This is a genomic window from Marinitoga lauensis (genome assembly GCF_004135675.1).
Classification (GTDB): domain Bacteria; phylum Thermotogota; class Thermotogae; order Petrotogales; family Petrotogaceae; genus Marinitoga; species Marinitoga lauensis.
The window spans coordinates 131,367-155,608 of sequence record NZ_QHLX01000001.1; the positions used below are offsets into that span (position 1 = coordinate 131,367).

Genomic DNA, 24,242 nt, shown 5'->3' on the forward strand with positions numbered 1-24,242 from the left:
CGTTCTTCTTTTTTCCAAAAAGAGGGTTCAGGTTCGGTGAAGGTTATTTACTTGCTAATATTTCTACAATGTCTCCAACAGTTTTTATTTTTTCTAATTCTGAATCATCAATAGCAATACCTAATTCATTTTCAAAATCCATTGTTAAATCTACTAATTCTAATGAGTCTAATTCTAAATCATCCGTTAAACTTGCATCTTCTGTAATTTTTTCTTTTTCAATACTTAAGCTATCAGCCATAATTTCAGCTACTTTTTCAAATAATTCTTTTTTGTCCATATTTTCTCCTCCTTACAATTTTTTAATTTTCAAATAATTCTTTTATGATATCTTCAACCTTTTGAATTTTATTAATTTTTGAAACAGCTCCTCCAGTGAAAACAAATCCTTCTTCAATATTACCAATTGCAGCGTTATATAATGCTTTTGCTATACAATATGGTGCCGTTTTAAAGTTACATGTTTTTATACAATGATACCTACATTCATATGGATGTTTTTCACCTTTTTCCACAGATTCAATAAACGAATTTTTCAAAGCTCTTCCTGGTAATCCAACAGGACTTTTTATTATTGTAATATCTTCGTCTTTAGCGCTTATAATAACTTCTTTGAATTTTATATCTGCATCACATTCTTCAGTTGCAATAAAGCGCGTTCCCAATTGAACAGCATCCGCACCTAAACTTAAAACTCTTTCAACATCTTCCTTTGAATATAATCCTCCACCTGCAATTAATGGTATAGATTTTCCATAACTTTTTTCTAATTCTAATAAATATTCTTTGACTATTGGAATATTATGTTCTAGTTTACTTTTTTCCGATGAAATCTCATTTCTTTTATAACCCAAATGTCCTCCAGCCAAAGGTCCTTCTAAAACAAAAGCATCAGGGAGGTATTCATATTTAGATAACCATCGTTTTACAATTACTTGAGCTGCTTTTAAAGAAGAAACAATAGGAACTAATTTGGTTTTACTATCTTTCTTTAAAAATGATGGTAAAGATAATGGTAATCCAGCACCGGAAAAAATAATATCTATTCCTTCATCAATAGCAGTTTTTACCATTTCAGCATAATCTGTCAATGCCACCATAATATTTACACCTATAATGCCTTTGGTCTTTGCTTTTGCCTTTCTAATATAATTTTTTAAACTTTCTATATTGGCTTTTCTATAGTTTTTTATATTGGAAAAAAAACCTATTCCTGCTGTGCCAATAACACCTATTCCGCCAGCATTTGCTACTGCAGATGCTAATCCATCTAATGAAATTCCAACAGCCATTCCACCTTGAACAATAGGATATTTTGTTTCAATATCACCAATTTTTAGTTTTTTAAAAATAATCTCACCTCACCTTATTAAATGACCGTCGGTCAGTTAATTATAAAAATAAAAAAATTATTTTTTTAAGCTTTTTCTCATAAAATCAATATAGTAATCTAAAATTTCTGAAGCAGGAAATTTCTCATCCCAATTTTCATATAATTTTTTTCTCAATTCAAATTGTTGAACAACTCCTATAGTTTGTAACCATAATAACATAGACATTTTAGTAATATCGACGTCTTCTCTTATTGATCCGTCATCTATTCCCTTTAAAATTAGCAACTTTAAAATATCATAAATTTCTTCACTTTTTTCATATGAATTTATTACTAATGGCTCAGTAGTATCCAAATCAGCTTTTTCAGATTCATATTTTATTACAAAACTATAATAATCTGGATATTCTCTATAAAATTTAATATAAGCCCTTCCCATATTCAAAATTTTATCTAATCCATTTTTAGCTAATTTTATATCATTTTTGATTATATTTTCCAATATTTTTAACCCTTCATATACTAAAGAAAAAAATAAATCCTTTTTACTTGAAAAATACAGGTACAACGTACCCTTTGCCATTTTTAATTCTCTGGCAATTTCATTCATAGATGTATTTTCATATCCTTTTTCATAGAAAATTTTTTTTGCAGTTTCCATTATTAGTTTTTTCTTTTTTTGAATTTTTTCTTCATCGTAATTATGTCTTGCCATAAAAACCCTTTGACCATTGGTCATTTTTTATGATTATAACATTTTTATTTTTATTTGTCAATATGCAAAAAAACAAATGATTTTTCATTAATTTTAATATTTAATCAAATTAAAGATTTTTATTATTAATTTGAAATATTTTTCTCTAAATTAACTCATGAAATGATAAATTTGATGATATTAAATATTTTAAATAATTATATTCTCCAACAACTACTAATAAATTAGGAAATGAAATTAGTGAAGTTGACGCAAGATTATTGATAGAAAGAATTTATGGAATTCTTCATTTTTTTATTTATTTTTAAGAAGTATATGATATAATAAGTGAGAAAGGAGTGTGATAAAATGGATTTAAAATCTAAATTAAATGAAGATATGAAAAAATTTATGAAAGAAAAAAACACAAAAGCATTAAACGCTATAAAAATTCTAAAAACTGAAATGAAAAAGGCCGAGGTTGAAAAACAAAGAGAATTAAATGACGATGAAATAATATCCTTAATTAGAAAACAAATAAAAATGAGACAGGATTCCATTGAACAATATAAATCCGCAGGTAGAGAAGATTTAGTTTCTGAAGAAGAATATGAGTTAAACATTTTAAAAGAATATCTTCCTCCAGAAATGTCCGATGAAGAACTTGAAAAAATTATTAAAAATATAATATCTGATTTAGGTGAAAATGTTAAGTTCGGACAGGTAATGGGAAAAGTTATGAAAGAATTGAAAGGGAAAGTTGATGGTAACAGAGTAAATTCTATAGTAAAAAAATTGTTAGGTTGATTATGAGGAAACTTATAATATTACTATTTTTAATTATTTCACTTACTAATTTTTCTCAAATAAAAATAAAAAAAGAAAATATTTTACTAAAGAAAAGCTCAAATTCATGGATTATTAATCAATTTATAGATGAATTTGAGTCAAAGCTTTCTTATTCCTATAATGTATATATATATGATAAAAAAAATAGTCAAAATTTAAATTATGATGTAGAAATAAATTTTACAGAAGATTCTTCAAAAAATACCATCAGAATTCTAGCTACTTTTGATGGAACCAGAATAGATTTAACTGAAAAAATTAAAAATAATAAAGATTGGATTAAAGTTTTTTCTACAAAAATCCTTGAAAAAATTTCTTTTAAAAGACTTAAATACAGCAAAAATTGGAATTTTCTTCAATTAACTTTTTGGGATGGAATAGATGAATACCCAATGATTTCTCCAGATAAAAATAAAATAATTTTTATTTCTGATAGATATATTGGAAATAGAAATGTATGGGGTTATGATTTAGTAGAAAATAAATATATTAATATACCTCTTAATTTTTCATCTGAATATTTTCCTAATATAACAGAAGATGGATCATATGTGTTTCAAAGTTCTCTATATGGGAAATGGGATGTTTTAATATATAATCCAGAAAATGAAGAGATAAAAAGGATTTCCGATGATTCATATAATGCCTATACTCCATACTATTATAAAGGAAATATTTATTTTTCTGCCGAAGAACGAAATGGAGAAAGCTGGACAGAAATTTATAAATATAACATAAAAGAAAGTAAAATCGATAAAATTACTTCTTTAAAAATACTTTTAAATTTAGACCTACTATGTGGAAAAATAAAATAATTTTTCAGATGATAAATCCTAAAAACGGACGAAATGATATATGCGTAATAGAAAACCATAATATTAAAACAATTATATCTTCTGATGTGAGCGAAGTTGATCCATTTGGTTTTGGAAAATATATTGTATATTCAAAGCCAAAAGATGGATATTATAGAATTACTTTATATAATACTGAAAACAACAAAGAAATTCCTTTAACTAGCAATATATCTGACGATACATTTTATCCTTCAGCATATAATAATATTATCTTATTTTCATTGTATTATAAAAATGGGAGCCAGATATTTTTGCAATCCGACTCCCTTAATTGTTTTATTTTATCACTTTTTCTAATTCTATTTTTTCTTCTTTTGATAATATTTTTTCAACATCTATCAAAAATATCATACTATCGTCTGTTTTTATTATACCGCTGATATAATCGGCTTTATTTCCACCAACTGAAGGAGACTCTTCAATTTGCTCCTGTTTTATATTCATTACCTCTTTCACTTCATCAACCATTAATCCAAATTTTTTTTCACCAATTTTTACTACCAAAATTTTTGCTTTATTTTTATCTTCAAATTGAGGATAGCTAAATTTAATCCTTAAATTAATAACAGGTAAAACACCATCTCTAAAATTAACAATTCCTTCTATAAAATCGGATGATTCTGGAACTTTAGTTGTTTTTTGATATTCTATAACAGTATCCACATGATTAATATCAATGGCAAACTTCTCATCTTCAATATTAAAGCTTACAGCCTTTAATTCAACAGACATATTTACCCCTCCTTTACTTTTATTATATTATATCATAAATAATTATATTTTGAAACATAAAAACAGCGTAAAAAATTATCGTGTATATCAGTTTTATACAAATATATTTATTTAAATTTAATTAAGCAAAATAATTACTGTGTATGTTAAATTTCATATAATTTGAAGAGTTAAGAATTTATGATATAATTGTTTGTTAAAAAATCAAAGGAGGGATTCAATGAAATTAAAAAGTAAACTTCTCTTTATTTTTGTTGTTATACTATTAGTACCCTTTCTTATTCTGGGATATTTTTCCATAAGCAGTTCAAAAAAAGTACTAAAAAATGAAATAGAATCAAAATTTTCAAACATAATGGAATCAAAAACTTTTGAGTTGTCTTTAATACTTGATAGATATAAAGGTGCTGTAGAAAATATTTCTAATTTTCAATACCTCCCTATAATGCTTAAATCGATGAATTCTTATTTTAAAGATTTTCAAAGTATAAAAAATTTAAAAGATGTATATGTAAATCAAAATCCAAACCCACCAGAAGAAAGATATAAATTAAACAATGTTAATGAAGATGAATTGGAAAAATACGGTGATGATGAATTTTCAATTTCCGACTATGATCTATTACATAGAAAATACCATCCAAATTTAGTTAAATATGCATTATCTCAAAATATTGAGGATATTTATTTGTTAAACACCGAAGGAGATATTATATATACATTAAATAAAGGTGATGAGTTTACAGAAAATATAAAAAATTTAGAAGATACTTCTTTGGGTAAATTATTTGAGGCACTAAAAAAACAATCAGATGATAAGATTACAATAGATTTTTCAAATATCTCCCTTTATAAATATAAAAATAATAAACCAATATTATTTATTGGAGAACCTTTTGTATACAGGTATGCCAGATATGGTTATATAATAATAGCCGTAGACTTTCAAAAAATAGGTCATATAATATTTGACTCTATAAACAAAGCTTCAAATACAGATATTTATGTACTAAATAAAGATAATATACTAATTTCAACATTAAAAGGTTATAATGTTGGAGAAAAAATTACACAAATTCCATCATCAGCAAATATTATTACTGAATATAATAATTTTGAAGGAAAAAAAGTTTTGGGAATACTTTCAAATTTAAAATTAAACAACGAAAAATTAAAAATCATTTTAGAGGAAGATAAAAATGCTGCATATATTCCTATTAACAGATTAAAAAGCACATTAATTCTCGTCATAAGCATTACTTTAATTTTTGCTATAATCATTGCTATTATTTTTGCAAACAGCTTAACCAAACCAATAAAAGTCATTGAAAAGAATGCTATATTGGTTTCAGAAGGAGATTTAACTCAGGAAATTTCAATCATCAGAAAAGATGAAATTGGCTTAATTGGAAATATTTTTAATAAATTAAAAGATACTATAAAAAACATATCAATTTCGTTTAACAAATATTCTAACACATTAAAGAAAGCAGAAGAAAATCTTAATTCAACATCAGATGAATTGATAAATATTACAAACCAAACATTTGAATCATTTGAAGAAATTAAAAAAAGATTAGAAATTGTAGCTTCATCCGCTGAAGAAACAACAGCAAATATTCAAGAAATAACTTCAGGAGCAGACTTGTTATCTAAAGAAGCAAATAATTTAAATTCTAAAACGAAAGAAATTACTGTTAGTGCTTCTTTAGGTAAATCAAATATTCAAAATATGATAAATGATGTTACAAATATTGAAAATCTTGTGGAAAAAAGTAATTCCATGATTTCTAAACTTTTCGATAAATCAAAAGCAATAGAAAAAATTGTTAATCAAATAACTGAAATTTCAAAACAAACCAATTTATTAGCATTAAATGCAGCAATAGAAGCCGCAAGAGCCGGAGAAGCTGGTAAAGGTTTTGCTGTTGTAGCAGATGAAATTAGAAAACTTGCAGATGAATCAAGTAATTCAGCAGCAAATATTACAGAAAATCTTAATTCACTTGTTAATGATGCCAGCGAAGCATTAAAAGAAAGTTCCAATATTACCAATAATGTTAATCAAATAGTAGAATCTATTAAAGAAATTGGAAAACAAATGGAAAATATACTTTCTGAAATTGATATTATTTCTGAAATGGTTGATAATACCTCTAATATTTCTAATCAACAAAAGATTTCGACATCTGAAATTACGAATGCTGTTGAAGCGATCTCTGTTTCTATCCAACATATAACAGAAAAAGTTGAAACTGTTTCTTCAATGATGCAAAGACAAAAAATTAAATTAAATGATTTTGATGTTTTAATTAACGAATTGGAAAATATGACATCTGAAATGATTAATTTCTCGAAGAAATTTAAATTATAATATTTATTTATGAAGACTCCGGACTTTTTCTCGGAGTTTTATTTTCCATATAAAAAATAATAAATAATATGTTATAATTATATTAGGTGATAGTATGAAAATCTTTAAATTTAATCTAAGAATAACACATCTACTTTTTATTTTATTTTTATCTATTTATTTAATAACTTACTTATTTAACAATCCATGGATTGAAATTTTTGAATTGAAAACACTGGATTTAAGATATAGAATAAGAGGAGAAAAAAAGATAGATTCTAAAGTTGTTATTATTGCTATAGATGAAAATTCATTAATAAACATGTCTATGCAATTTAATGATGAATGGCCATGGAATAGAGAGCACTATGCTAGAATGATTGCAAAATTATTTAAATTAGGCATTAAAACTATTGGTTTCGATGTTTCTTTCACAACACCATCAGAAAGCAATATTATGAGCAATGGAAAATCAAAAGATGATGTATTATTGTCTGCAATACTGAGAAAATATAATAAAGTTGTATTAGGAACATATTTAACTGTGAAAAAACAAAATTTTCTGGAATATAATGATGAGTTTAAGGAAGAGTTAGAAAAAAATAGATTTTATTTAAAATATTCTTTTAAGTTAAAAAATCCGGAATATTTATCTTTATTCTTCCCACTAACCGCATATAAAGTAATACCACCAATTCCTGAATTTTCTTCATTAGCTCCATCATCCACATATGAAATTGGACAATTGGATCCAGATGGTGTAGCAAGAAGCTTACCATTAATATTTAAAGAAGATTGGGCTGCTGAAAAGGGATATAGTACGGGGTTATTTCCACATATGGATCTTATTTTATATGCATTTTATAAAAATTATGATGTAAATAAATTTATTTTTGATCCAAAGAATTACTCAATAGAAATTAATGGTGAAAGCATAAAAACAGATAAAAATGGATTTTATTTATTAAACTTTTATGGAAAGGGTTCAGATATATTTGATACAATTTCTTTTTATGATTTAGTATATACAAATAAATATGATAACTATGACTTTAAAGGGAAAGTAGCAATTTTAGGGTATTCAGCTACTGCAAAAGGATTGTACGATTTACGAATAACCCTTTTTCAAATGATGAACCTGGAGTTTATTTACATGCTACTGCTGTTCAAAATTTGATAAGCAAAGATAAAATTAGAAGAATAAACTTTTTTTATAGTGTAATTATATTATTTTCATTACTCTTTTTATCTTTATCATTTTCCATTTTTAAAAAAATATCCATAAAACTTATCTCATTTTCAATACCTACATTATATATTTTTATATCTTATTTCTTATTTAAAAATAATATATGGATTGATACTTTTTATCCAGTTGTTTCAACACTAATAATTCCAGTTGTAGATACTATTCAGTCAGTATTAAAAGAATCTAAAGAAAAGAAAAAAATAAAATCGTTCTTTTTTAAATATGTACCAGACTTTGTAGCTCAAAAACTTCTGGATCAGGGAAAAACTGAACTTGGTGGTGAAAAAAAGAAAGTTGTTCTTATAATGTCAGATATAGTCGGCTTTACTGAAAAGTCCGAAAAGCTTTCGCCAGAAGATGTAGTAAGATTTTTAAATTATTATTTATCTCAAATGGCCGATATTATAAGAAATAAATATTATGGTACAATAGACAAATTTATAGGAGACTTAATAATGGCCATTTTTGGTGCTCCCATAGAGTTCGGAGATGAAGTTGATAGAGCTATTTCCTGCGCACTTGATATGAGAAAAAAATTAAAAGATATAAATATTGAACTCAAAAAAATGGGATTTGATTTTGAAGTAAATGCTGGAATCGGAATGCATTATGGAGAAGTTATTATAGGTAATATAGGAGCAGATTTTAGGATGGATTATACATGTATAGGAGATACGGTAAATACTACTTCCAGAATTGAACATTTAACTCGCGACTTAAATCAATGGTTAATTGTAACCGAAGAAATTGTGAAAAGATCTAAAAAATATAATTTTAAATATATTGGAGATTTTAAAGTTAAAGGAAAAGAATTACCTTTGAAATTATATGTTATCAAGGAAGGAGATATAGATGAATAAATTATATAATTTACTTTTAGAAAATATTAAAACCCTAAAATTAATTGATATAGAATTTAAAATTACTATAGATAACGAAGTTTATGAAAATATAATTACTAACAAAAAAGAAAGGATTAGAATTCAATATAAAGGCGAACATTATGTAGAAATTGTTTTTTTTGAAAATATAGATTATATTTTTTTATTGAGCTTAGACTCTATTATTAAAGACTTTTGTTCCATAAAAAAGAAAAAAATATTGATGAAAAGATATTAAATTTTATTTCTAATATAAAACCAAATATCCAGTTTAAAAAAACTATTGAAAATATTAAACAAACCTTAAAAAATACTTTTTCTCTTGATGATATTAAATTTTATTTATCTACAGAAGCTAAATTTTTTGAAAATATTGAATTTATTACTTCATCAGAAAAAATCATTTCTTACATAAACTGCAATATCAATAAAATAATTGTTCCTGTGATTTTAGAAAGTTTCGATCTTGGTTATTTTGTTTTAATAAGAAATAAAGGTTTTACATTATATGATTATGCCCTAATATATAAATTGAATGATTATATTAAAAAAAATATTGAAAATTCATTTTTAGAAAATAAGTTTGATATAATTCTTGACAAATCATTGAATGTACTAACAATTATTTTAGAAACCAGAGTACCTGGTGCTGAGAAACATTGCGAAAATATCTTAAAATCAGCTATCAAATTTGGAGAAATCTTAAACTTAAGTAGCAAAAATATTCAAAATCTTAAATTTGGAAGCATGATATTTGATATTGGAAAAATTGGAATACCTGAAAGAATTTTATCAAAAAAGAAGAATTAACTTTAGAAGAAAATAATCTTATAAAAAGCATGTTATATATGGATATAATCTTGTATCAAAATTCCAACAATTCCTGAAGATGTTAAAAAAATTGTTTTATATCATCATGAAAAATGGAATGGAGAAGGCTATCCCGATGGCTTAAAAGGTAACAATATCCTTTATTAGCACAAATAATTGGTTTGCTTGATACATATTATTCTTTATTGGAAGATAGACCATATCGGAGTAAATTACCAAAAACAAAAGCTATTGAATTAATAGATAATTATAGTGATGTTTTTTTTAATCCCAAACTGGTAAAGGTTTTAAAAGAGGTGGTCGAAAATGATTGAAAATACATTTTTTATTTTCTGCTTTCTCATTTAATTGGTGATTATGTATTTCAAACATCTTATATTGCTCGATATAAAAATTCAAAAGTGGGTGTCTTAATTTTACATATTTCTATTATATTCATTTCAATGTTTCTATTGTTTTTGCCTTCTATTTTAAATTTATATAACTTATTTATAATAATTTTATTAACGTTTATCCATTTATCCATAGATACTTTAAAATTCAAGAATAGAGCAAAAAAGCATTTAATTCGCATACTTATTATATTTTAGATCAGGTTATGCATTTTTCTTCATTAATTTTGGCAAGTATGTTATATAAACCTCAAAATTTTTTCATATTACCAGAATATACAAAAATTATAACACTTGGGCTGTTTAATGCTTATTTTATAAGTTTATTATTCTATATGATTGATGGATTTTCAAAACCTTATAAAAGAGATTATTTAGGATATCTATTTAGATTTTCTTTACCTTTCATAAAATATTATAGTAATATATTATTTTAATATTCTCATTCTTATTTATTTTATCTTCTATACTAATTATGATGAAAAAAGAGGAGATAAATACTAAATCAGAATTAGGTCCGTTGGCATTTAGTATAATAATTACTTATTTAACTATATGGAGGTGAAATTATGTTTAAAAGGTGGGAATGGTGATCATATTTTTATTGAGTGTATCATTATTTTTTGGAAATTTCTCTATTAATGTTGAAAATACAACAGTTTATGCAGGCGAAAATGTACCTATAGAGATAGAAACTGATCAAACAACATTGACACATCTTTATGTTGATGTTACAAGTGGCGGCTTTGATGATCCGCTAATTTTATTTGACGGATTTGATTTGGTCGATGGAAAAGCTCATTTAACATTTCTTGCTCCTTTAATACCTGGAGATTCTGTTATTACCTTTTTTAATGAAGATAGAACATTCGAAAAGGTTTTAAATTTGAAAGTGATCGAAGAAAGTATGAATTTACCTGAAACAAAATTGATAATATTAGAAAAAAGAGGAAATGTATTATACAAAACACCTGATTCAGATATATGGGATTCACTTTCAACCGATACTGTAATTCAGGAAAAATCAGAATTATTGACATTAAAAGACGGCTTTGTCCATTTAAAAGAACCAAGCCTTAATATTGAAATTAAAGTTGCTGCAGATACTCAATTATATATAAAACGCTTAAGAGTTTCTGAAAGTGGAGATATAGATATTGAATATGAATTAAAAAAAGGTGCTACAATTAACAAAATAAAAGAAATATTAGCTCCAGGATCAAAATATTTAGTAGGTTCTGGATCTGTAGTTGCTGGAGTTAGAGGAACAGAATTTGGATTCGAGAATCATAACGGAAATACTCAAATTAGAACTTTTGAAGGAACAGTATATACAATGGTAAATAATCAATTATTTCCTGTTACTGCTGGAAATATGTTTAATTATTCTTCTGAACAACCCAGACCTCAAATACAAAAATTAGATAAACCATTAGAAGAATACGAGAACGAAATTATACCTAAAAAAGAAGTCAAAACTGAGGAACAACCAAGTGAAAAACAACAAAAAGAAACTAAAACTGAGGAGCAACCAAGTGAAAAACAATCTAAAACAAAAGCGAATATTGGAAATATATCTTTTGGAAAACAAACAAAAGGATTAAACAGTTATCTTGTTTATTCTTTTGCTCCAAATCTGGATTTTGGTCCATTTGGTATTGGAATTGGTTTTAATGCCTATCAAGAAAATATAGATAGTCCTCTTTATTACGGATTACCAACAGAGGAAGCATCGCCTTCTGAAAATATTTTAAGCGCATTATCCATTAATTATTTTAAACTAGATTTTCCTGCTTTTTATATAAGATATGGAATAAGTCCGTCATATACAAAAGGTTTAGGATTATTTATGAATAATTATTATGTTCCATATTCACGAGTTTTAGATGCTGAATTAAGATTTTCAAATTTACAGTTAGGGTTCCATTTACCATATGAAATTACCTCTTTGATACCATTTAAGTATCAGCAATCTTCAAATATTTTCTTTGGATATATTAATGCTAATTTAAATATTTTTAATGCAGAAATTACCGGAATAATAAATTTAGATAAAAATAAACCAAAAATGATTTTAATCAAGCATATTTAGCCACACTATATAAAGATATTTTATTTTTCAGATTGGGATAGAAACAGACGTTATTATTACAAATGAAGGCACAATGGTTTGGGTATGTTAGCAGGACCAATGATGAATCTTCCGCCATTTTTCCAATTTATGTTTGGTTTTAATTACTTATCAGATGGCTTTAACAATGAATACTTAAATTCATACTATGAATATAATGCCGCTAATGGTTTTTATATGCATTTAAATAACAAATCTTCATTTGGATTAATGGGAAAATCTATTTTGAGTATAAATCCTTATTTACATTTGCTTCTAAAATATAATAAATTATTTAGTGAAGATAGAGATAGTTTATTAAGTGGGCAAATGACGGTAAACATACCTTCAATAGGAGGTATGCCTCAATTAACAGCTGGATTTAGTTATATGCAATATAAATTTCTTGAAGATTCCAGTGTATCTAATATTTTCTTAAACGATAATACTAATTTACAGGATTCATTTATTATCCTGTATTAGAAAATTCAGGAGTTATTTATTCTATAAATTATAATATGAAAGAACAAAAATTCGAATATACTTTAAACTTTGAAACCAAGGAGTTTTAATAATGTTAAATGTGGTTATACAAAATTTTGATTTAAAAGGTATAGTATTCGACAATAAATTATATGGTGAAAAAGGAGATTTTATAATTAACATTCCTCCTGATATTAAGGTTTTTTCAGATAAAAAATTAACTTCTCTTGAAATAATAACATTGAAAAATGCATTAACTACTATCAACAATGAAAATTTAAAAAATTTTAGATTTAAAAGTGGCCATATATTGGAAATTTTAGAATTAATAAATAGTAATTTCAAATTAGAAACTGTTTTAAAATTAACAGAAGATGCGTTAAGAAAATTATTAAATTCTGATGGGCTTCAATCTTATTATATAATGAAGATAAGCACGTATTAAATTTTTATGTTACCTCTGGTGGTGCCAGCGGAAATATTGAAACTATTGATGTTCCGATAGATAGTTCAATTGCGGAGAATGTTTTAAAAGAAAACAAACTCTTATAATAAACGATGCACAAAAAAACCCTTTACATTTTAAAAAAACCGATATGAAAGCAAAATATGAAACAAAAAATATAATTGCTACTCCCTTGTTTTTGAAAATGAGACTATAGGTGTATTAGAAGCAGTTAATAAAAAAAGTGGAATTTATACGCAGGAAGATATGGAGGTTATTGAGCTTTTCTCCTCTTTAATATCGAACAAATTGATGAATTCAAAAATATATGAAGACTTGAGCAGCACAATAAAAGGGATCATTTTAGCGGTTGCTACGGCCATAGATTTAAGAGATAATTATACACATACTCACTCTAAAAATGTTTCAAATCTATCAGTCAAAATAGGTAAGGAATTAGGATTTAATGATTCTTTTTTAGAAGAACTCGAAATTGCTGCTCTTTTACATGATGTTGGAAAAATAGGTATTCCAGATGAGATATTAAATAAACCCTCAAGATTAACTGATGATGAATACAAAATTATACAATCACATACTATTATTGGCGCTAAACTTTTATCAGAAATTGATTTTCTTTCTAAAAACATTCCTTTAGGAGCATTAGAACATCATGAAAAACTCGATGGAACTGGATATCCTTATAATAAAAAAGACGGAGAAATATCATTGTTTGGAAAAATTCTTGCAGTGGTTGATATATATGATGCTTTAACCGCAAAAAGAATTTATAAAGAACCGTGGCCAAAAGAAAAAGTGTTAAAAATTTTAAAAGAAGATTGTCCAAAAAAATTTGATTGTGAAATAGTAAGGGCTCTTGAAAAGTGCGTTAGTATACAAAAAGGGGATTAATTCCCCTTTTCATTTTTTAAAATATATGATATAATTTATATTGATTCTTTTATAGGAGGAATATTCAATGATTACATTATATAGAAAATATAGACCTATGACATTTAACGAATTAATAGGTCAAGAGCATATAAAGAAATATTTTGAAAAATCAATAGAAAAAAATGAAATTTCACATGCCTATATATTTTCAGGACCACGCGGAACTGGAAAAACATCGACTGCAAGAATATTAAGTAAAGTTTTAAATTGTAAAAATCCTAATGGTCATAATCCATGTAATACATGTGAAAACTGCATTGCTATAAATAATGGAAATTTTATGGATGTTATAGAGCTTGACGCTGCTTCAAACAGAGGTATCGATGAAATAAGAAAAATTCGTGATGCTGCAAATTTTAGACCAGTTTCTGGAAAATACAAAGTATATATAATCGATGAATTTCATATGCTTACTAAAGAAGCATTTAATGCTTTGTTAAAAACATTAGAAGAACCACCTGAACATGTGATTTTTATCTTAGCTACAACTAATCTTGAAAAAGTTCCTGAAACTATAATTTCAAGAGCCCAGGTTTTGCAATTTAAAAATATTACAGAAAATGATATAACAAATCATATTATAAACATAGCTAAAACCGAAAATAGGAACATTACAGAAGAAGCAGCAAAAATAATTGCCAGAAAAGCTAAAGGTGGAGCAAGAGATGCTTTATCTCTTTTAGAACAGTTATTAAAATTCTCCGATAATGATATAACTCAAAATGATGTTATTAAAATTTTAGGTTTATTTGATGAAAATTTGCTGAAAGATTTTATAAATTCTATTTATAATGGAAATAATGAAAATTTGCTGAAAATATCAAATGAAATTTTTAATGAAGGTAAAGAAATAGAGGTTTTTTTAGAAGAAGTTTTAGAATATATTTTTAATAATATAGAAAAATCAGAAAATTTATCAAGAGATATTCACATTGCAAAAAAATTATCTGATTTATTAAAAGAAATCAAATATTCAGAAAATAAAAAGATTCTATTTGATATAAATATATTATTGTTTGCTTTTGAATACAATAATGTTCAAAATCCTTTACAACATACAAACCTGAATAAAATAACTCAATATAAAGAAGCAACAACATCTACTACTGAATCATTAACTTCAAAAGTGTTGAATATATTATTAAACAAAAAAGAAAAAATGGATTTAGGATTGTATTTTGCTTTAAAAAATGCAAAAATAACTGAAAAAGATGATTATATTAAAATATTTTTTAAGAAAGAAAATTTATTGGAATATCAAATTGTAAAGTCTAAATCTACTATTTTAGAATTATTTTATTCAAATCTTACAAAACATCTTGTAAAAATTGATATTGAATATGAAGATAATAATGATGATGAAATGAGAAAAAATAATATTATAAAACTCTTTTAATATGGGGGTTATTATGAACCAAAAATTGATTAGTGCATGCATTATGGCAAAAAATGAAGAGCAAAATATAGGAAGATGTTTAAATAGTATAAAAGATTTTTGTGATGAAATTATTTTAGTAGATACAGGTTCTACAGATAATACTGTTGAAATTGCAAAAAAATATACTGACAAAGTATATTTTTTTCCATGGAATGGTAGCTTTTCTGATGCAAGAAATGAAACTTTAAAATACGCTTCTTCTGAATGGGTATTTATAATTGATGCCGATGAAGAAGCTTCTGAAAATTTAAAAAATAATATTAGAGATTATTTGAAATCATTAAAAGAGGATATTGTTGCTGTATATATACCAACTGTAAACTTTTTAGATTTTGAAAAAAAACATTCTGAAATAGCTAGTACCGCTAGATTTTTTAGAAATGGAAAGGTAAAATATGAAAATATAGTTCATAATCAACCAGTATATAAAGGTAAAAATACAAAAATCGATCTTGAATTATATCATTATGGGTATATATGGACAAGATTAAGGAGGAAACAAAAACACAACGAACTTTAGCCCTTCTTGAAAAATACCTGGAAGAAAAACCCGATGATATATATTATTTAATTCAATATATGAAAACATTATCAATTGCTCAAAAAATATAGAAAAGATGAAAATTGGATATAAAGTATCTCAAAAAATTTTAAAAGATATTAAAAAAAAGAATTACAAACCCATTCCAATGACTGTAGAATTTATGTTTTTATGGGTATTGAATTAATGAATAAAGGATATTGGGAGGAAGCCGAAAGATGGTTTAAAATAGGTTCAAAATGGAATCTTGATGCCTATTATGGATTAATGAATGTATACTATAATAAGCGTGATTGGGAAAATTTAAAAAGTGCTTCGTCTGATTTTTTAAAATATTTAAATGTTTTTGAAAGCAGACGTGGTGAAATTACGTGGTCAATGCAATCATTATTTAAAAAGAATGAAGGGTTAGCTTTTCTTGTAATGTCAAAAATAAAAACAAAAGATTTTGGAGACATAGAAAATGCTTTGAATGATTTTGACTATACAAAAAATAATGAAAAAATCGTAATGTTATATAATTTTGTTTTTGATGAATTTTCTAAAGAGGATAACTATAATGTAAAAGAAGATTTAATCAAAATAATAAAAACGCTTCATGTCGAAATACTGAAAAATAAAGAACATTATGATAAAACAACAATAGATAATATAAATAAATATAATTTAATTTTTGAAAAATTGGAAAACAAAAATCCATACATATTTTTAGAATATTTCACTGAAAGATTGGAAAAAGAAAAAAATATTGTTGGCTTTTTACTCACCTTCATTGATAATTTATTTGAAGGAGATTTTGAACAGTTACTGGAATTACTTTTAAAAATAAGAAGATTGCGAAGAAATATCAGCTCTGACAAAGAAAAAGCTGTCATAGAGCTATTAATTGCAGATATTTTAACCAAAACTGGAAGATTCAACGAAGCAAAAATAAGATACAAAAAAGCTGTAAATTTAGAAAAATCTCTGGCGAAATTTGTTCAGGTTTTAATAGAAGATATACTAACTCATATGGACCCAAAAGAATTAATTCCTGCATATGTTGAATTAAAAGAAGAAATGAGCAGGAAAAATGAGTTATTTTTTAGTCTGGATATTTTTGACCATAAAGAGTTATCTTTATTTGATTTTTATTTTGGGAAATGTTCCCGGAATTAAAATATGTTTATGCTTTAAAATTAAAAAACGATAATAAAAAATTATTTGAATCATTATTATTAGAAAGCTTTGAAATAACAAAAAATAAATACTTTAAAGCTTTTGTAAGCTTGAGATTATATAATTATTTTAAAGAAAATGAGGAACTTGAAAAAGCTAAATTTTATCTTGAAAAAGCTCTTGAATTAAATTCTATACTTGCTGATTTAGCAGGAGGACACTACAATTATACTGGCTTTTATTTTGAAGAAAATATAAAAAAGAAGAAGATAAAATAGTAAACGTTTTAAATATAGGAGAAATTATTTCTTTGATACCTGTTGTTAATCCTGTTAAAACATGGTATGAATCCGTAGAAACTGGTTTAAGATATGTTTCTCCATTACCAACATATAATTCTTTAAAAAGCCTGGATAATTATTTAAAAAATTATTCTAAATATTTCAGAACCCTATTTCCAAATCCGTTAAAAAAGAATAAGATAAAATATTTATTGTCACAGATTAACGGTGATAATGTTTTAGAAATTAATACACTTAGCCCATTTCTAAAAAAAGAACATATTTCTATATATAATATGGAATATGTTGAAGATAGAATTTATAAATATACATTTGATACAATAGTATTCTTTAATCCAGAATATTCAAGAATTTTATTAAAGGATTTAGAATATTTAATTTCTATAAGTAATAATTTATTTGTCTTTTTCAATTTAAATGAAAATATTTTTCAAAAAGATCCAAGAGCATTATGGTATTTAAGTTCAAGTAATATAGCGAAGTTTATTAAATATACAAAACCATTTTCTTTTGATTTTATTGATGATGAATTGCTTCTTGTACAATATAAAAAATGATTTAACCTTATTTAAAAGATATAAAATAAAAAATTATCGTGGAGGTGGATATTGTGTCATTAAAAGATCCTATTTTAAAAGAAGCTAAAGCTAAAATGGATAAAACGGTTAAACATTTAGAAGATGAATACAAAAAGCTTAGAACTGGAAGGCCTTCTCCAGCAATGTTTGAGGAAATTATGGTAGATTATTATGGAACACCTACTCCAATTAATCAAACCGCTACATTAACTGTTGGAGAAGATAGAACAGTTGTTATTACACCATGGATAAAAGCTTATGTTCAAAAATTGAAAAAGCTATTAATGCTGCTAATTTAGGTATGATGGCTTCAACTGATGGTGTAGTTGTCAGAGTTAAATTTCCTAACCCAACAGTAGAGGATAGAAAAAAATGGGTTAAACACGCAAAAGAACTTTCTGAAGATTTTAAAATCGCATTAAGAAACATTAGACGTGAAGATATGAAAATTGTTAAAGAGAAACAAAAAAATGGTGAGATTCCTGAAGATGATGCTAAAAAATTAGAAGAAGAAATTCAAAAAATATTAAAAGAGCACGAACACAAAATCGATGAAGTATTTCATAAAAAAGAAAAGGAGATAATGGAGTCTTGAAAATACCAAAACATGTTGGAATCATAATGGATGGAAATGGAAGATGGGCCAGGCAGAGAGGACTTAAAAGGACAATGGGGCACGAACGTGGTGCAAAAGTTGCTGAAGATGTAATACAGTGGGCATCCGATCTGGGTATAAGGTATTTAACCTTATACTCTTTTTCTACTGAAAATTGGAAAAGGCCAAAAGAAGAAGTTTCGTTCCTTTTTTCGCTTATGGTAAGATATCTTGAATCAAGACTAAATAAGATAATAAAAGAGAATGTAAGAGTTCGTTTTACTGGTAGAATTGAAGAATTACCAAAGAATGTTTTTGATGTGTGTAAACGAATAGAAGATAAAAGTAAAAATAATACGAAAATTGACGTGATTTTAGCAGTAAATTATGGTGGTCGTAAAGAAATTGTAGATGCCGTAAATAAGTTAATGGAAAAAGGTGTTAAATCTATAAATATAGAGGATATATCTAAAAATCTATATCTACCAGATGTTCCAGATCCTGAATTAATAATAAGAACTTCTGGAGAAATACGAATAAGTAATTTTCTCCTATGGCAGATTGCATACTCAGAATTATATTTTACCAATACATTATGGCCAGATTTTACCAGAGAAGATTTGATAAAAGCTGTAGAAGATTATTCAAATAGAGAAAGAAGATTTGGTAGTATTTCTTCAGATGAAGGAAGTGAAAAATAATGGCTATTAATAAAAAAAATCTCTTAATTAGAACACTTTCAGGAATTATTTTAGGACCAGCTGTTGTTTTTTCCTTTTTTACCTTACCAACTACTATTGGCCTGGTCACGTCCATTATTTTAATTACAGCATTAGAATATTTTGAAATGACTTTAAAAGACTTTAAATATGAATACAAAGTATTTCTTTCCATTATGCTTGCTTTAACAAGTGCAGTTTATGGATTTTCTTTGAGAGCTTATTATTCAGGATTAACAGTATTCGATCCAATTACAGTATATGTCATATCTATAATTTTGGTTGCAGGTTTCAGCTTAATTTATTTAAAAAATACCATAATTATAAGATTTCTATAGAAAGTTATATCTTTGGTCTTATATCTATTTCTTTATTTTTATCTTATTTTTACCATATTGTTTTGAATTATGGAGCAACTACTTCAGTTTTAGTTTTAACTTCAGTATGGATATATGATGCTGGTGCTTATTTTGTTGGATTAAATATTGGAAAACATAAATTATCACCTAATTATTCGCCCAAAAAAAGCATAGAAGGTTTAATAGGCGGAATAATTTTAACATACTTGTATATTATTATTTTTGAATATATAAGGAAAAGTTTCAATTTAAATTTAATAAACCCTTTTCAGGCTATTTTTTTTGCAATATTAGTTGGATTAATTGATACTATAGGTGACCTTACAGAATCATCTTTAAAAAGAACATATAATTTAAAAGATTCCGGGGAAACATTACCAGGCCATGGTGGTATGTACGATAGAATAGATGGATTATTATATTTAACTCCATCTTTTTATTTTTTGATGAAAATTTTTGGAATATAATGGAGGGATTACATGAATTCAAAAGAAATAAGAGAATCGTTTTTAAAATTTTTTGAAAAAAATGGACATAAAATAATGAAGAGTTTTTCTTTAATACCCAGTGATCCACAACTATTATTTACAGTGGCTGGAATGGTCCCTTTTAAACCAATATTTTGGGGAAAGGTAGAGCCTACTTATACAAGAATAGCCACATGTCAAAAATGCATTAGAACTAATGATATAGAAAATGTTGGAAGAACTGCAAGGCATCAAACTTTTTTTGAAATGTTAGGAAATTTCTCCTTTGGTGATTATTTTAAAGAAGGAGCAATCAAATTTGCATGGGAATTTCTTACCGATGTTCTGAAATTACCAGAAGAAAAGTTATGGGTATCAGTATATTATGAAGATGATGAAGCATATAATATCTGGAAAAATGTTATCGGTTTTCCAGAAGAAAAAATTGTTAAAATGGGGAAAGAAGATAATTGGTGGGGACCTGTAGGACCTTCAGGACCGTGCGGACCATGTTCTGAAATATATTATGATACTGGTAGAACTGATTTGTGTCCTAATACTGAAAAATGTACTCCACAAGATGATTGTGGAAGATACGTTGAAATATGGAATTTAGTATTTACCGAATATTATCAAGATGAAAATGGCAATCTTTCACCATTACCAAGAAAAAATATTGATACTGGTGCAGGACTTGAAAGAGTTACTGCGGCCGTCCAGGGGTATATGATAATTTCGAAACAGATTTATTTACTCCTATAATTAAAAAAATTGAAGAAATTTTTAATGTTAAATTCCGAGAAAATAAAAAAACAGATATATCTATAAAAGTTATTGCTGATCATTCAAGAGCTGTAACATTCCTTGTCTCAGAAGGGATATTACCTTCAAACGAAGGTAGAGGATATGTATTAAGGAGAATTTTAAGAAGAGCCTTAAGGCATGGAGCGCTTTTAGGAAAAAAAGAAGTTTTTATGAATAAGATAATTGATGTTGTGTTGGAAAATTATGGTGATATTTATCCTGAAATTAAAGAAAAGAGTTCATTTATCAAAAAGATAGTTGAAGCAGAAGAAAAACGATTTTTAGAAACACTGGATAAAGGAACAGAGAAATTGATAGATTACATAAAATCATCTAATAATAATATAATTGAAGGTGATTTTGCTTTTGAATTATATGATACTTATGGATTTCCTCTCGATATCACTAAAGAAATTGCAGAAGAATATAATTTTACAGTGGATGAAAATAGCTTTAATGAGTTTATGGAATTACAAAGAAAAAAAGCCCGTGATGCAGCTGGAGAAAAAGAATATGCTAAAATGAATCAAGCATATAAATATATTGGTGATGAAATAAAAACTACAAAATTCACTGGTTATGAAAAAATCATTGATGAAAGCGAAATACTTTATATTGTAAAAGAAGATAAAATTGTCGATACTGCAACTGAAGGAGATGCCGTAGTTTTAATTACTAAAAACACACCATTTTATGCTGAAAAGGGCGGTCAAATTGGTGATACAGGAATTATAAAAAATAAAAATTTTAAATTTAAAGTCGAAGATACTAAAATTATTAATAATGAGGTAATTGGTCATTTTGGAAAGGTTATTAATGGCAACATAACCACTGGAGAAAAAGTTGAATTAATAGTTGATGGAGAACGAAGAAAAGCCATAAGAAGAAATCATACTGCAACACATCTGTTACATAAGGCTTTAAGAGAAATATTGGGAGAACACGTGAAACAGTCTGGTTCTTTGGTTACAGATGAAAAATTAAGATTTGATTTTACACACTATGAAGGTATATCCAATAATACAATTAAAGAAATTGAAAAATTAGTAAATGAAAAAATACTTGATAATTTAAAAGTTATAACAGAAATAAAAACTTTAGAAGAAGCAAAAAATGAAAACGTCATGGCCTTATTTGAAGAAAAGTACGGTAATGAAGTTAGAGTGGTTAAAATTTCTGATTTTAGTTCTGAATTATGTGGTGGTACCCATGTATCTAATACTGGTGAAATAGGACTATTTAAAATAATTTCTGAAACTGCTGTTTCTGCTGGGGTTAGACGAATTGAAGCCATTACTGGAATAAAATCTTTAGAGTATTTAAATGAAATAGAGGAAAAATTAAATATCATTTCAAAACATCTTGACGCAGCACAAGAAATAGTTATTCCTAAAATATTGAATTTATTGGAAAAAATAAACACCCAGGAAAAAGAAATAAAAAGATTACAGGAGAAACTTACTTCACAATCAATTGATGTTTTTAATGTCAAAAAAATTGGAGAAACAAAAATTTATACAAAAATCTTTGAAAAAGTAGCTTCTGATGTTCTAAGAAATGTAACAGATATTGCAGAAAATAAAATAAAAAGTGGAATTATCATACTATTTAATAAAAATGATAAAAAAGTGAATTTCATTGTTAAAGTAACAAAAGATTTAGTTGATAAATACCATGCAGGTAATATTGCCAGAAATATCGCCAAAGAGCTTGGTGGAGGAGGTGGCGGAAGACCAGATTTTGCACAAGCAGGGGGAAAGATTCATCAAAAATCAATGATATTATTAACAACATTGATAAATTTATTAACTAATAAGGGGATGATTTTACGGAGCGTACTATTGCATTATTGATTTTCCTTTTTGCCTATACTTTTTTAATAACAGAAAGAATTAATAGAACAATTGTTGCAATACTTGGCGCCACTGTAATGATGATACTTGGCATATTTGAAAATCATATTGAAGCCATAAAAAATTATGTTGATGTTAATACAATATATTTGTTAATGGGAATGATGATTTTTGTTTCTGTTATTAGGAAAAAAGGTATTTTCGAGTACTTAGGAATAGTAACTCTAAAAGCTTTTAAGAAAAATGGTTATATACTTTATTTTGGATTAACTTTTACAGTAGCCTTACTCTCTGCAATAATTGATAATGTAACTACAGTTCTTGTTTTTATACCTATTACATTAGCTATTACTGATTCTTTAGATGTGGATCCATTGCCTTTTGTTTTTGGAGAAATTATGGCATCAAATATTGGAGGAACTGCCACAATAATCGGTGATCCTCCAAATATTATGATTGCCAGTGCAGCAGGATTGCGTTTTACAGAATTTTTTATGGTTAATGGTACAATTTCTTTTTTAAATTTATTTGTAATGCAATTAATTACAATGTTTCTTTTTAAGAAAAAATTAAACTTTTCTATTGATGAAGATAAAGTTAAATCCTTTGATCCAAAATCAACCATTAAAAGTAAATTAGGATTTTATATTTCATGGGCACTGTTGCTTTTAACTCTGATTTTGTTCATATTTCAACATCAACTTGAAATGGAAAGCTCTACCATTGCGTTATTTATAGGATTTTTAGCTTTGTTAATTTTAGATAGAAATGAAGTTGAGGAAATTCTTAAGGAGGTTGAATGGGGAACTATCTTATTTTTCTTTGGTTTATTTATTATGACAGGTGGATTAGTTCAAACAGGAATTTTAAAAGATTTCACACATGTTTTAGTTAATATTGCAGGAAGTTCTATGAGAAGCTTTGCAATGATGCTTATAGGTGTTTCTGGGGCTATTTCAGGATTTGTCGATAATATTCCTTTTACAGCAACATTAATTCCTGTTATTAAAAATTTACAACATATAAATCCACAAACTTTTTCAGACTTGAAACCACTATGGTATTCTTTATCCCTTGGTGCATGTTTAGGAGGTAATTTCACTCCAATAGGTGCATCTGCCAATATAGTAGCTTTAGCCATGTTAAAACAATTCAAAAATGAAGAGATTAAGTTTAAAGATTTCTTTAAGTTTGCTTTTTTAATTGTTATTACTAATCTAATATTATCTGCTATTTATATTGAATTAATTTTAATTTAAGGAGGA

27 protein-coding genes and 2 pseudogenes are annotated in these 24,242 nt (G+C 26.1%); 25 read left to right on the forward strand and 4 right to left on the reverse strand.

Features of this window, described 5'->3' with window-relative positions:
* Nucleotides 1-43: 43 nt before the first annotated feature.
* Genes DJ007_RS00640 through DJ007_RS00650 form a run of 3 tightly spaced genes read right to left on the reverse strand, consistent with a single transcriptional unit; the run spans nt 44 to nt 2,048 of the window.
* Nucleotides 44-280, reverse strand: coding sequence for an acyl carrier protein (locus tag DJ007_RS00640; RefSeq protein ID WP_129407890.1), 237 nt, complete (start codon nt 278-280; stop codon nt 44-46).
* Nucleotides 281-302: 22 nt separating this feature from the next.
* Nucleotides 303-1,352: an NAD(P)H-dependent flavin oxidoreductase gene (locus DJ007_RS00645; RefSeq protein ID WP_368359309.1), complete on the reverse strand. Its 1,050-nt coding sequence runs from the start codon at nt 1,350-1,352 to the stop codon at nt 303-305.
* 57 nt (nt 1,353-1,409) lie between these two features.
* A complete protein-coding gene (locus tag DJ007_RS00650) occupies nt 1,410-2,048 on the reverse strand; it encodes a TetR/AcrR family transcriptional regulator (protein WP_165973923.1) in 639 nt (212 codons plus the stop codon).
* A 348-nt stretch (nt 2,049-2,396) separates the two neighbouring features.
* Here DJ007_RS00650 and DJ007_RS00655 point away from each other — a divergent pair, with 348 nt between their 5' ends.
* The gene (locus tag DJ007_RS00655; RefSeq protein WP_129407893.1) at nt 2,397-2,834 is read left to right on the forward strand and encodes a GatB/YqeY domain-containing protein; all 438 of its coding nucleotides are present in this window, start codon (nt 2,397-2,399) and stop codon (nt 2,832-2,834) included.
* A gap of 2 nt (nt 2,835-2,836) precedes the next feature.
* The gene (locus DJ007_RS00660; protein ID WP_129407894.1) at nt 2,837-3,691 is read left to right on the forward strand and encodes a TolB family protein; all 855 of its coding nucleotides are present in this window, start codon (nt 2,837-2,839) and stop codon (nt 3,689-3,691) included.
* Between the two features lie 318 nt (nt 3,692-4,009).
* Here DJ007_RS00660 and DJ007_RS00665 read toward each other — a convergent pair whose 3' ends face one another.
* Nucleotides 4,010-4,465 (reverse strand): chemotaxis protein CheW, encoded by a 456-nt coding sequence (locus tag DJ007_RS00665; protein ID WP_129407895.1) that lies wholly within the window; start codon nt 4,463-4,465, stop codon nt 4,010-4,012.
* Between the two features lie 220 nt (nt 4,466-4,685).
* On the opposite strand from DJ007_RS00665, the gene DJ007_RS00670 reads away from it, so the two are divergent.
* The 23 genes and pseudogenes from DJ007_RS00670 to DJ007_RS00765 all read left to right on the forward strand — a co-directional run bounded on the left by DJ007_RS00670 (nt 4,686) and on the right by DJ007_RS00765 (nt 24,236).
* The gene (locus DJ007_RS00670) at nt 4,686-6,839 is read left to right on the forward strand and encodes a methyl-accepting chemotaxis protein (protein ID WP_129407896.1); all 2,154 of its coding nucleotides are present in this window, start codon (nt 4,686-4,688) and stop codon (nt 6,837-6,839) included.
* A 94-nt stretch (nt 6,840-6,933) separates the two neighbouring features.
* A complete protein-coding gene (locus DJ007_RS15130) occupies nt 6,934-7,995 on the forward strand; it encodes a CHASE2 domain-containing protein (protein ID WP_206075987.1) in 1,062 nt (353 codons plus the stop codon).
* Entirely contained in the window at nt 7,992-8,927 is a 936-nt protein-coding gene (locus DJ007_RS15135) for an adenylate/guanylate cyclase domain-containing protein (protein ID WP_206075988.1), read from the forward strand. The genes DJ007_RS15130 and DJ007_RS15135 overlap by 4 nt, the downstream gene beginning before the upstream one ends.
* Nucleotides 8,920-9,186: a hypothetical protein gene (locus tag DJ007_RS00680; protein ID WP_129407897.1), complete on the forward strand. Its 267-nt coding sequence runs from the start codon at nt 8,920-8,922 to the stop codon at nt 9,184-9,186. The genes DJ007_RS15135 and DJ007_RS00680 overlap by 8 nt, the downstream gene beginning before the upstream one ends.
* On the forward strand, nt 9,144-9,758 hold the full coding sequence (locus DJ007_RS00685) for an HD-GYP domain-containing protein (RefSeq protein ID WP_129407898.1): 615 nt from the start codon (nt 9,144-9,146) through the stop codon (nt 9,756-9,758). Before DJ007_RS00680 ends, DJ007_RS00685 begins: the two co-directional genes overlap by 43 nt.
* Nucleotides 9,759-9,827: 69 nt before the next feature.
* Entirely contained in the window at nt 9,828-9,926 is a 99-nt protein-coding gene (locus tag DJ007_RS19740) for an HD domain-containing phosphohydrolase (protein ID WP_368359311.1), read from the forward strand.
* A 14-nt stretch (nt 9,927-9,940) separates the two neighbouring features.
* Entirely contained in the window at nt 9,941-10,093 is a 153-nt protein-coding gene (locus tag DJ007_RS14445) for a hypothetical protein (protein ID WP_165973924.1), read from the forward strand.
* 18 nt (nt 10,094-10,111) lie between these two features.
* Nucleotides 10,112-10,369: a DUF3307 domain-containing protein gene (locus DJ007_RS19745; RefSeq protein WP_368359312.1), complete on the forward strand. Its 258-nt coding sequence runs from the start codon at nt 10,112-10,114 to the stop codon at nt 10,367-10,369.
* Nucleotides 10,370-10,757: 388 nt separating this feature from the next.
* Entirely contained in the window at nt 10,758-12,263 is a 1,506-nt protein-coding gene (locus DJ007_RS00700; protein ID WP_129407899.1) for a FecR domain-containing protein, read from the forward strand.
* Between the two features lie 84 nt (nt 12,264-12,347).
* The gene (locus tag DJ007_RS00705) at nt 12,348-12,764 is read left to right on the forward strand and encodes a hypothetical protein (RefSeq protein ID WP_129407900.1); all 417 of its coding nucleotides are present in this window, start codon (nt 12,348-12,350) and stop codon (nt 12,762-12,764) included.
* A 91-nt stretch (nt 12,765-12,855) separates the two neighbouring features.
* On the forward strand, nt 12,856-13,209 hold the full coding sequence (locus tag DJ007_RS00710) for a hypothetical protein (RefSeq protein WP_129407901.1): 354 nt from the start codon (nt 12,856-12,858) through the stop codon (nt 13,207-13,209).
* A 267-nt stretch (nt 13,210-13,476) separates the two neighbouring features.
* Nucleotides 13,477-14,121, forward strand: coding sequence for an HD-GYP domain-containing protein (locus DJ007_RS00715; RefSeq protein ID WP_129407902.1), 645 nt, complete (start codon nt 13,477-13,479; stop codon nt 14,119-14,121).
* 67 nt (nt 14,122-14,188) lie between these two features.
* On the forward strand, nt 14,189-15,559 hold the full coding sequence (gene dnaX / locus DJ007_RS00720) for a DNA polymerase III subunit gamma/tau (protein WP_129407903.1): 1,371 nt from the start codon (nt 14,189-14,191) through the stop codon (nt 15,557-15,559).
* A 13-nt stretch (nt 15,560-15,572) separates the two neighbouring features.
* Complete coding sequence (locus DJ007_RS00725) at nt 15,573-16,121, forward strand: glycosyltransferase family 2 protein (protein ID WP_165973927.1); 549 nt, start codon at nt 15,573-15,575, stop codon at nt 16,119-16,121.
* Nucleotides 16,122-16,313: 192 nt separating this feature from the next.
* Nucleotides 16,314-17,300 carry a hypothetical protein gene (locus tag DJ007_RS00730; RefSeq protein ID WP_129407905.1) on the forward strand — a complete coding sequence of 329 codons (987 nt, stop codon included), beginning with the start codon at nt 16,314-16,316 and terminating at the stop codon, nt 17,298-17,300.
* Complete coding sequence (locus DJ007_RS00735; protein ID WP_129407906.1) at nt 17,285-17,578, forward strand: hypothetical protein; 294 nt, start codon at nt 17,285-17,287, stop codon at nt 17,576-17,578. The genes DJ007_RS00730 and DJ007_RS00735 overlap by 16 nt, the downstream gene beginning before the upstream one ends.
* Before the next feature lie 32 nt (nt 17,579-17,610).
* A complete protein-coding gene (locus tag DJ007_RS00740) occupies nt 17,611-18,159 on the forward strand; it encodes a hypothetical protein (RefSeq protein WP_129407907.1) in 549 nt (182 codons plus the stop codon).
* A 95-nt stretch (nt 18,160-18,254) separates the two neighbouring features.
* Nucleotides 18,255-18,775, forward strand: a pseudogene (frr, locus tag DJ007_RS00745) (ribosome recycling factor).
* Entirely contained in the window at nt 18,772-19,476 is a 705-nt protein-coding gene (gene uppS / locus DJ007_RS00750) for an undecaprenyl pyrophosphate synthase (protein ID WP_129407908.1), read from the forward strand. The pseudogene frr and the gene uppS overlap by 4 nt, the downstream one beginning before the upstream one ends.
* Nucleotides 19,476-19,832 (forward strand): hypothetical protein, encoded by a 357-nt coding sequence (locus DJ007_RS16665; protein ID WP_240739132.1) that lies wholly within the window; start codon nt 19,476-19,478, stop codon nt 19,830-19,832. The genes uppS and DJ007_RS16665 overlap by 1 nt, the downstream gene beginning before the upstream one ends.
* Nucleotides 19,754-20,320, forward strand: coding sequence for a phosphatidate cytidylyltransferase (locus tag DJ007_RS00755; RefSeq protein ID WP_240739205.1), 567 nt, complete (start codon nt 19,754-19,756; stop codon nt 20,318-20,320). Before DJ007_RS16665 ends, DJ007_RS00755 begins: the two co-directional genes overlap by 79 nt.
* Before the next feature lie 12 nt (nt 20,321-20,332).
* Nucleotides 20,333-22,937 (forward strand): annotated as a pseudogene (alaS, locus tag DJ007_RS00760) (alanine--tRNA ligase).
* A gap of 36 nt (nt 22,938-22,973) precedes the next feature.
* Nucleotides 22,974-24,236: an ArsB/NhaD family transporter gene (locus tag DJ007_RS00765; RefSeq protein WP_240739133.1), complete on the forward strand. Its 1,263-nt coding sequence runs from the start codon at nt 22,974-22,976 to the stop codon at nt 24,234-24,236.
* The last annotated feature ends 6 nt before the right edge of the window (nt 24,237-24,242 follow it).

Excerpts from the sequence above, each read along its gene's own strand:
- DJ007_RS00640 (WP_129407890.1), bottom strand. The coding sequence starts at position 280 with ATGGACAAAAAAGAATTATTTGAAAAAGTAGCTGAAATTATGGCTGAT.
- DJ007_RS00650 (WP_165973923.1), bottom strand. The coding sequence starts at position 2,048 with ATGGCAAGACATAATTACGATGAAGAAAAAATTCAAAAAAAGAAAAAA.
- DJ007_RS00655 (WP_129407893.1), top strand. The coding sequence starts at position 2,397 with ATGGATTTAAAATCTAAATTAAATGAAGATATGAAAAAATTTATGAAA.
- DJ007_RS00660 (WP_129407894.1), top strand. The coding sequence starts at position 2,837 with ATGAGGAAACTTATAATATTACTATTTTTAATTATTTCACTTACTAAT.
- DJ007_RS00665 (WP_129407895.1), bottom strand. The coding sequence starts at position 4,465 with ATGTCTGTTGAATTAAAGGCTGTAAGCTTTAATATTGAAGATGAGAAG.
- DJ007_RS00670 (WP_129407896.1), top strand. The coding sequence starts at position 4,686 with ATGAAATTAAAAAGTAAACTTCTCTTTATTTTTGTTGTTATACTATTA.
- DJ007_RS15130 (WP_206075987.1), top strand. The coding sequence starts at position 6,934 with ATGAAAATCTTTAAATTTAATCTAAGAATAACACATCTACTTTTTATT.
- DJ007_RS00680 (WP_129407897.1), top strand. The coding sequence starts at position 8,920 with ATGAATAAATTATATAATTTACTTTTAGAAAATATTAAAACCCTAAAA.
- DJ007_RS00700 (WP_129407899.1), top strand. The coding sequence starts at position 10,758 with ATGGTGATCATATTTTTATTGAGTGTATCATTATTTTTTGGAAATTTC.
- DJ007_RS00705 (WP_129407900.1), top strand. The coding sequence starts at position 12,348 with ATGTTAGCAGGACCAATGATGAATCTTCCGCCATTTTTCCAATTTATG.
- DJ007_RS00710 (WP_129407901.1), top strand. The coding sequence starts at position 12,856 with ATGTTAAATGTGGTTATACAAAATTTTGATTTAAAAGGTATAGTATTC.
- DJ007_RS00715 (WP_129407902.1), top strand. The coding sequence starts at position 13,477 with ATGGAGGTTATTGAGCTTTTCTCCTCTTTAATATCGAACAAATTGATG.
- dnaX (WP_129407903.1), top strand. The coding sequence starts at position 14,189 with ATGATTACATTATATAGAAAATATAGACCTATGACATTTAACGAATTA.
- DJ007_RS00725 (WP_165973927.1), top strand. The coding sequence starts at position 15,573 with ATGAACCAAAAATTGATTAGTGCATGCATTATGGCAAAAAATGAAGAG.
- DJ007_RS00730 (WP_129407905.1), top strand. The coding sequence starts at position 16,314 with ATGGGTATTGAATTAATGAATAAAGGATATTGGGAGGAAGCCGAAAGA.
- DJ007_RS00735 (WP_129407906.1), top strand. The coding sequence starts at position 17,285 with ATGTTCCCGGAATTAAAATATGTTTATGCTTTAAAATTAAAAAACGAT.
- DJ007_RS16665 (WP_240739132.1), top strand. The coding sequence starts at position 19,476 with ATGGCTATTAATAAAAAAAATCTCTTAATTAGAACACTTTCAGGAATT.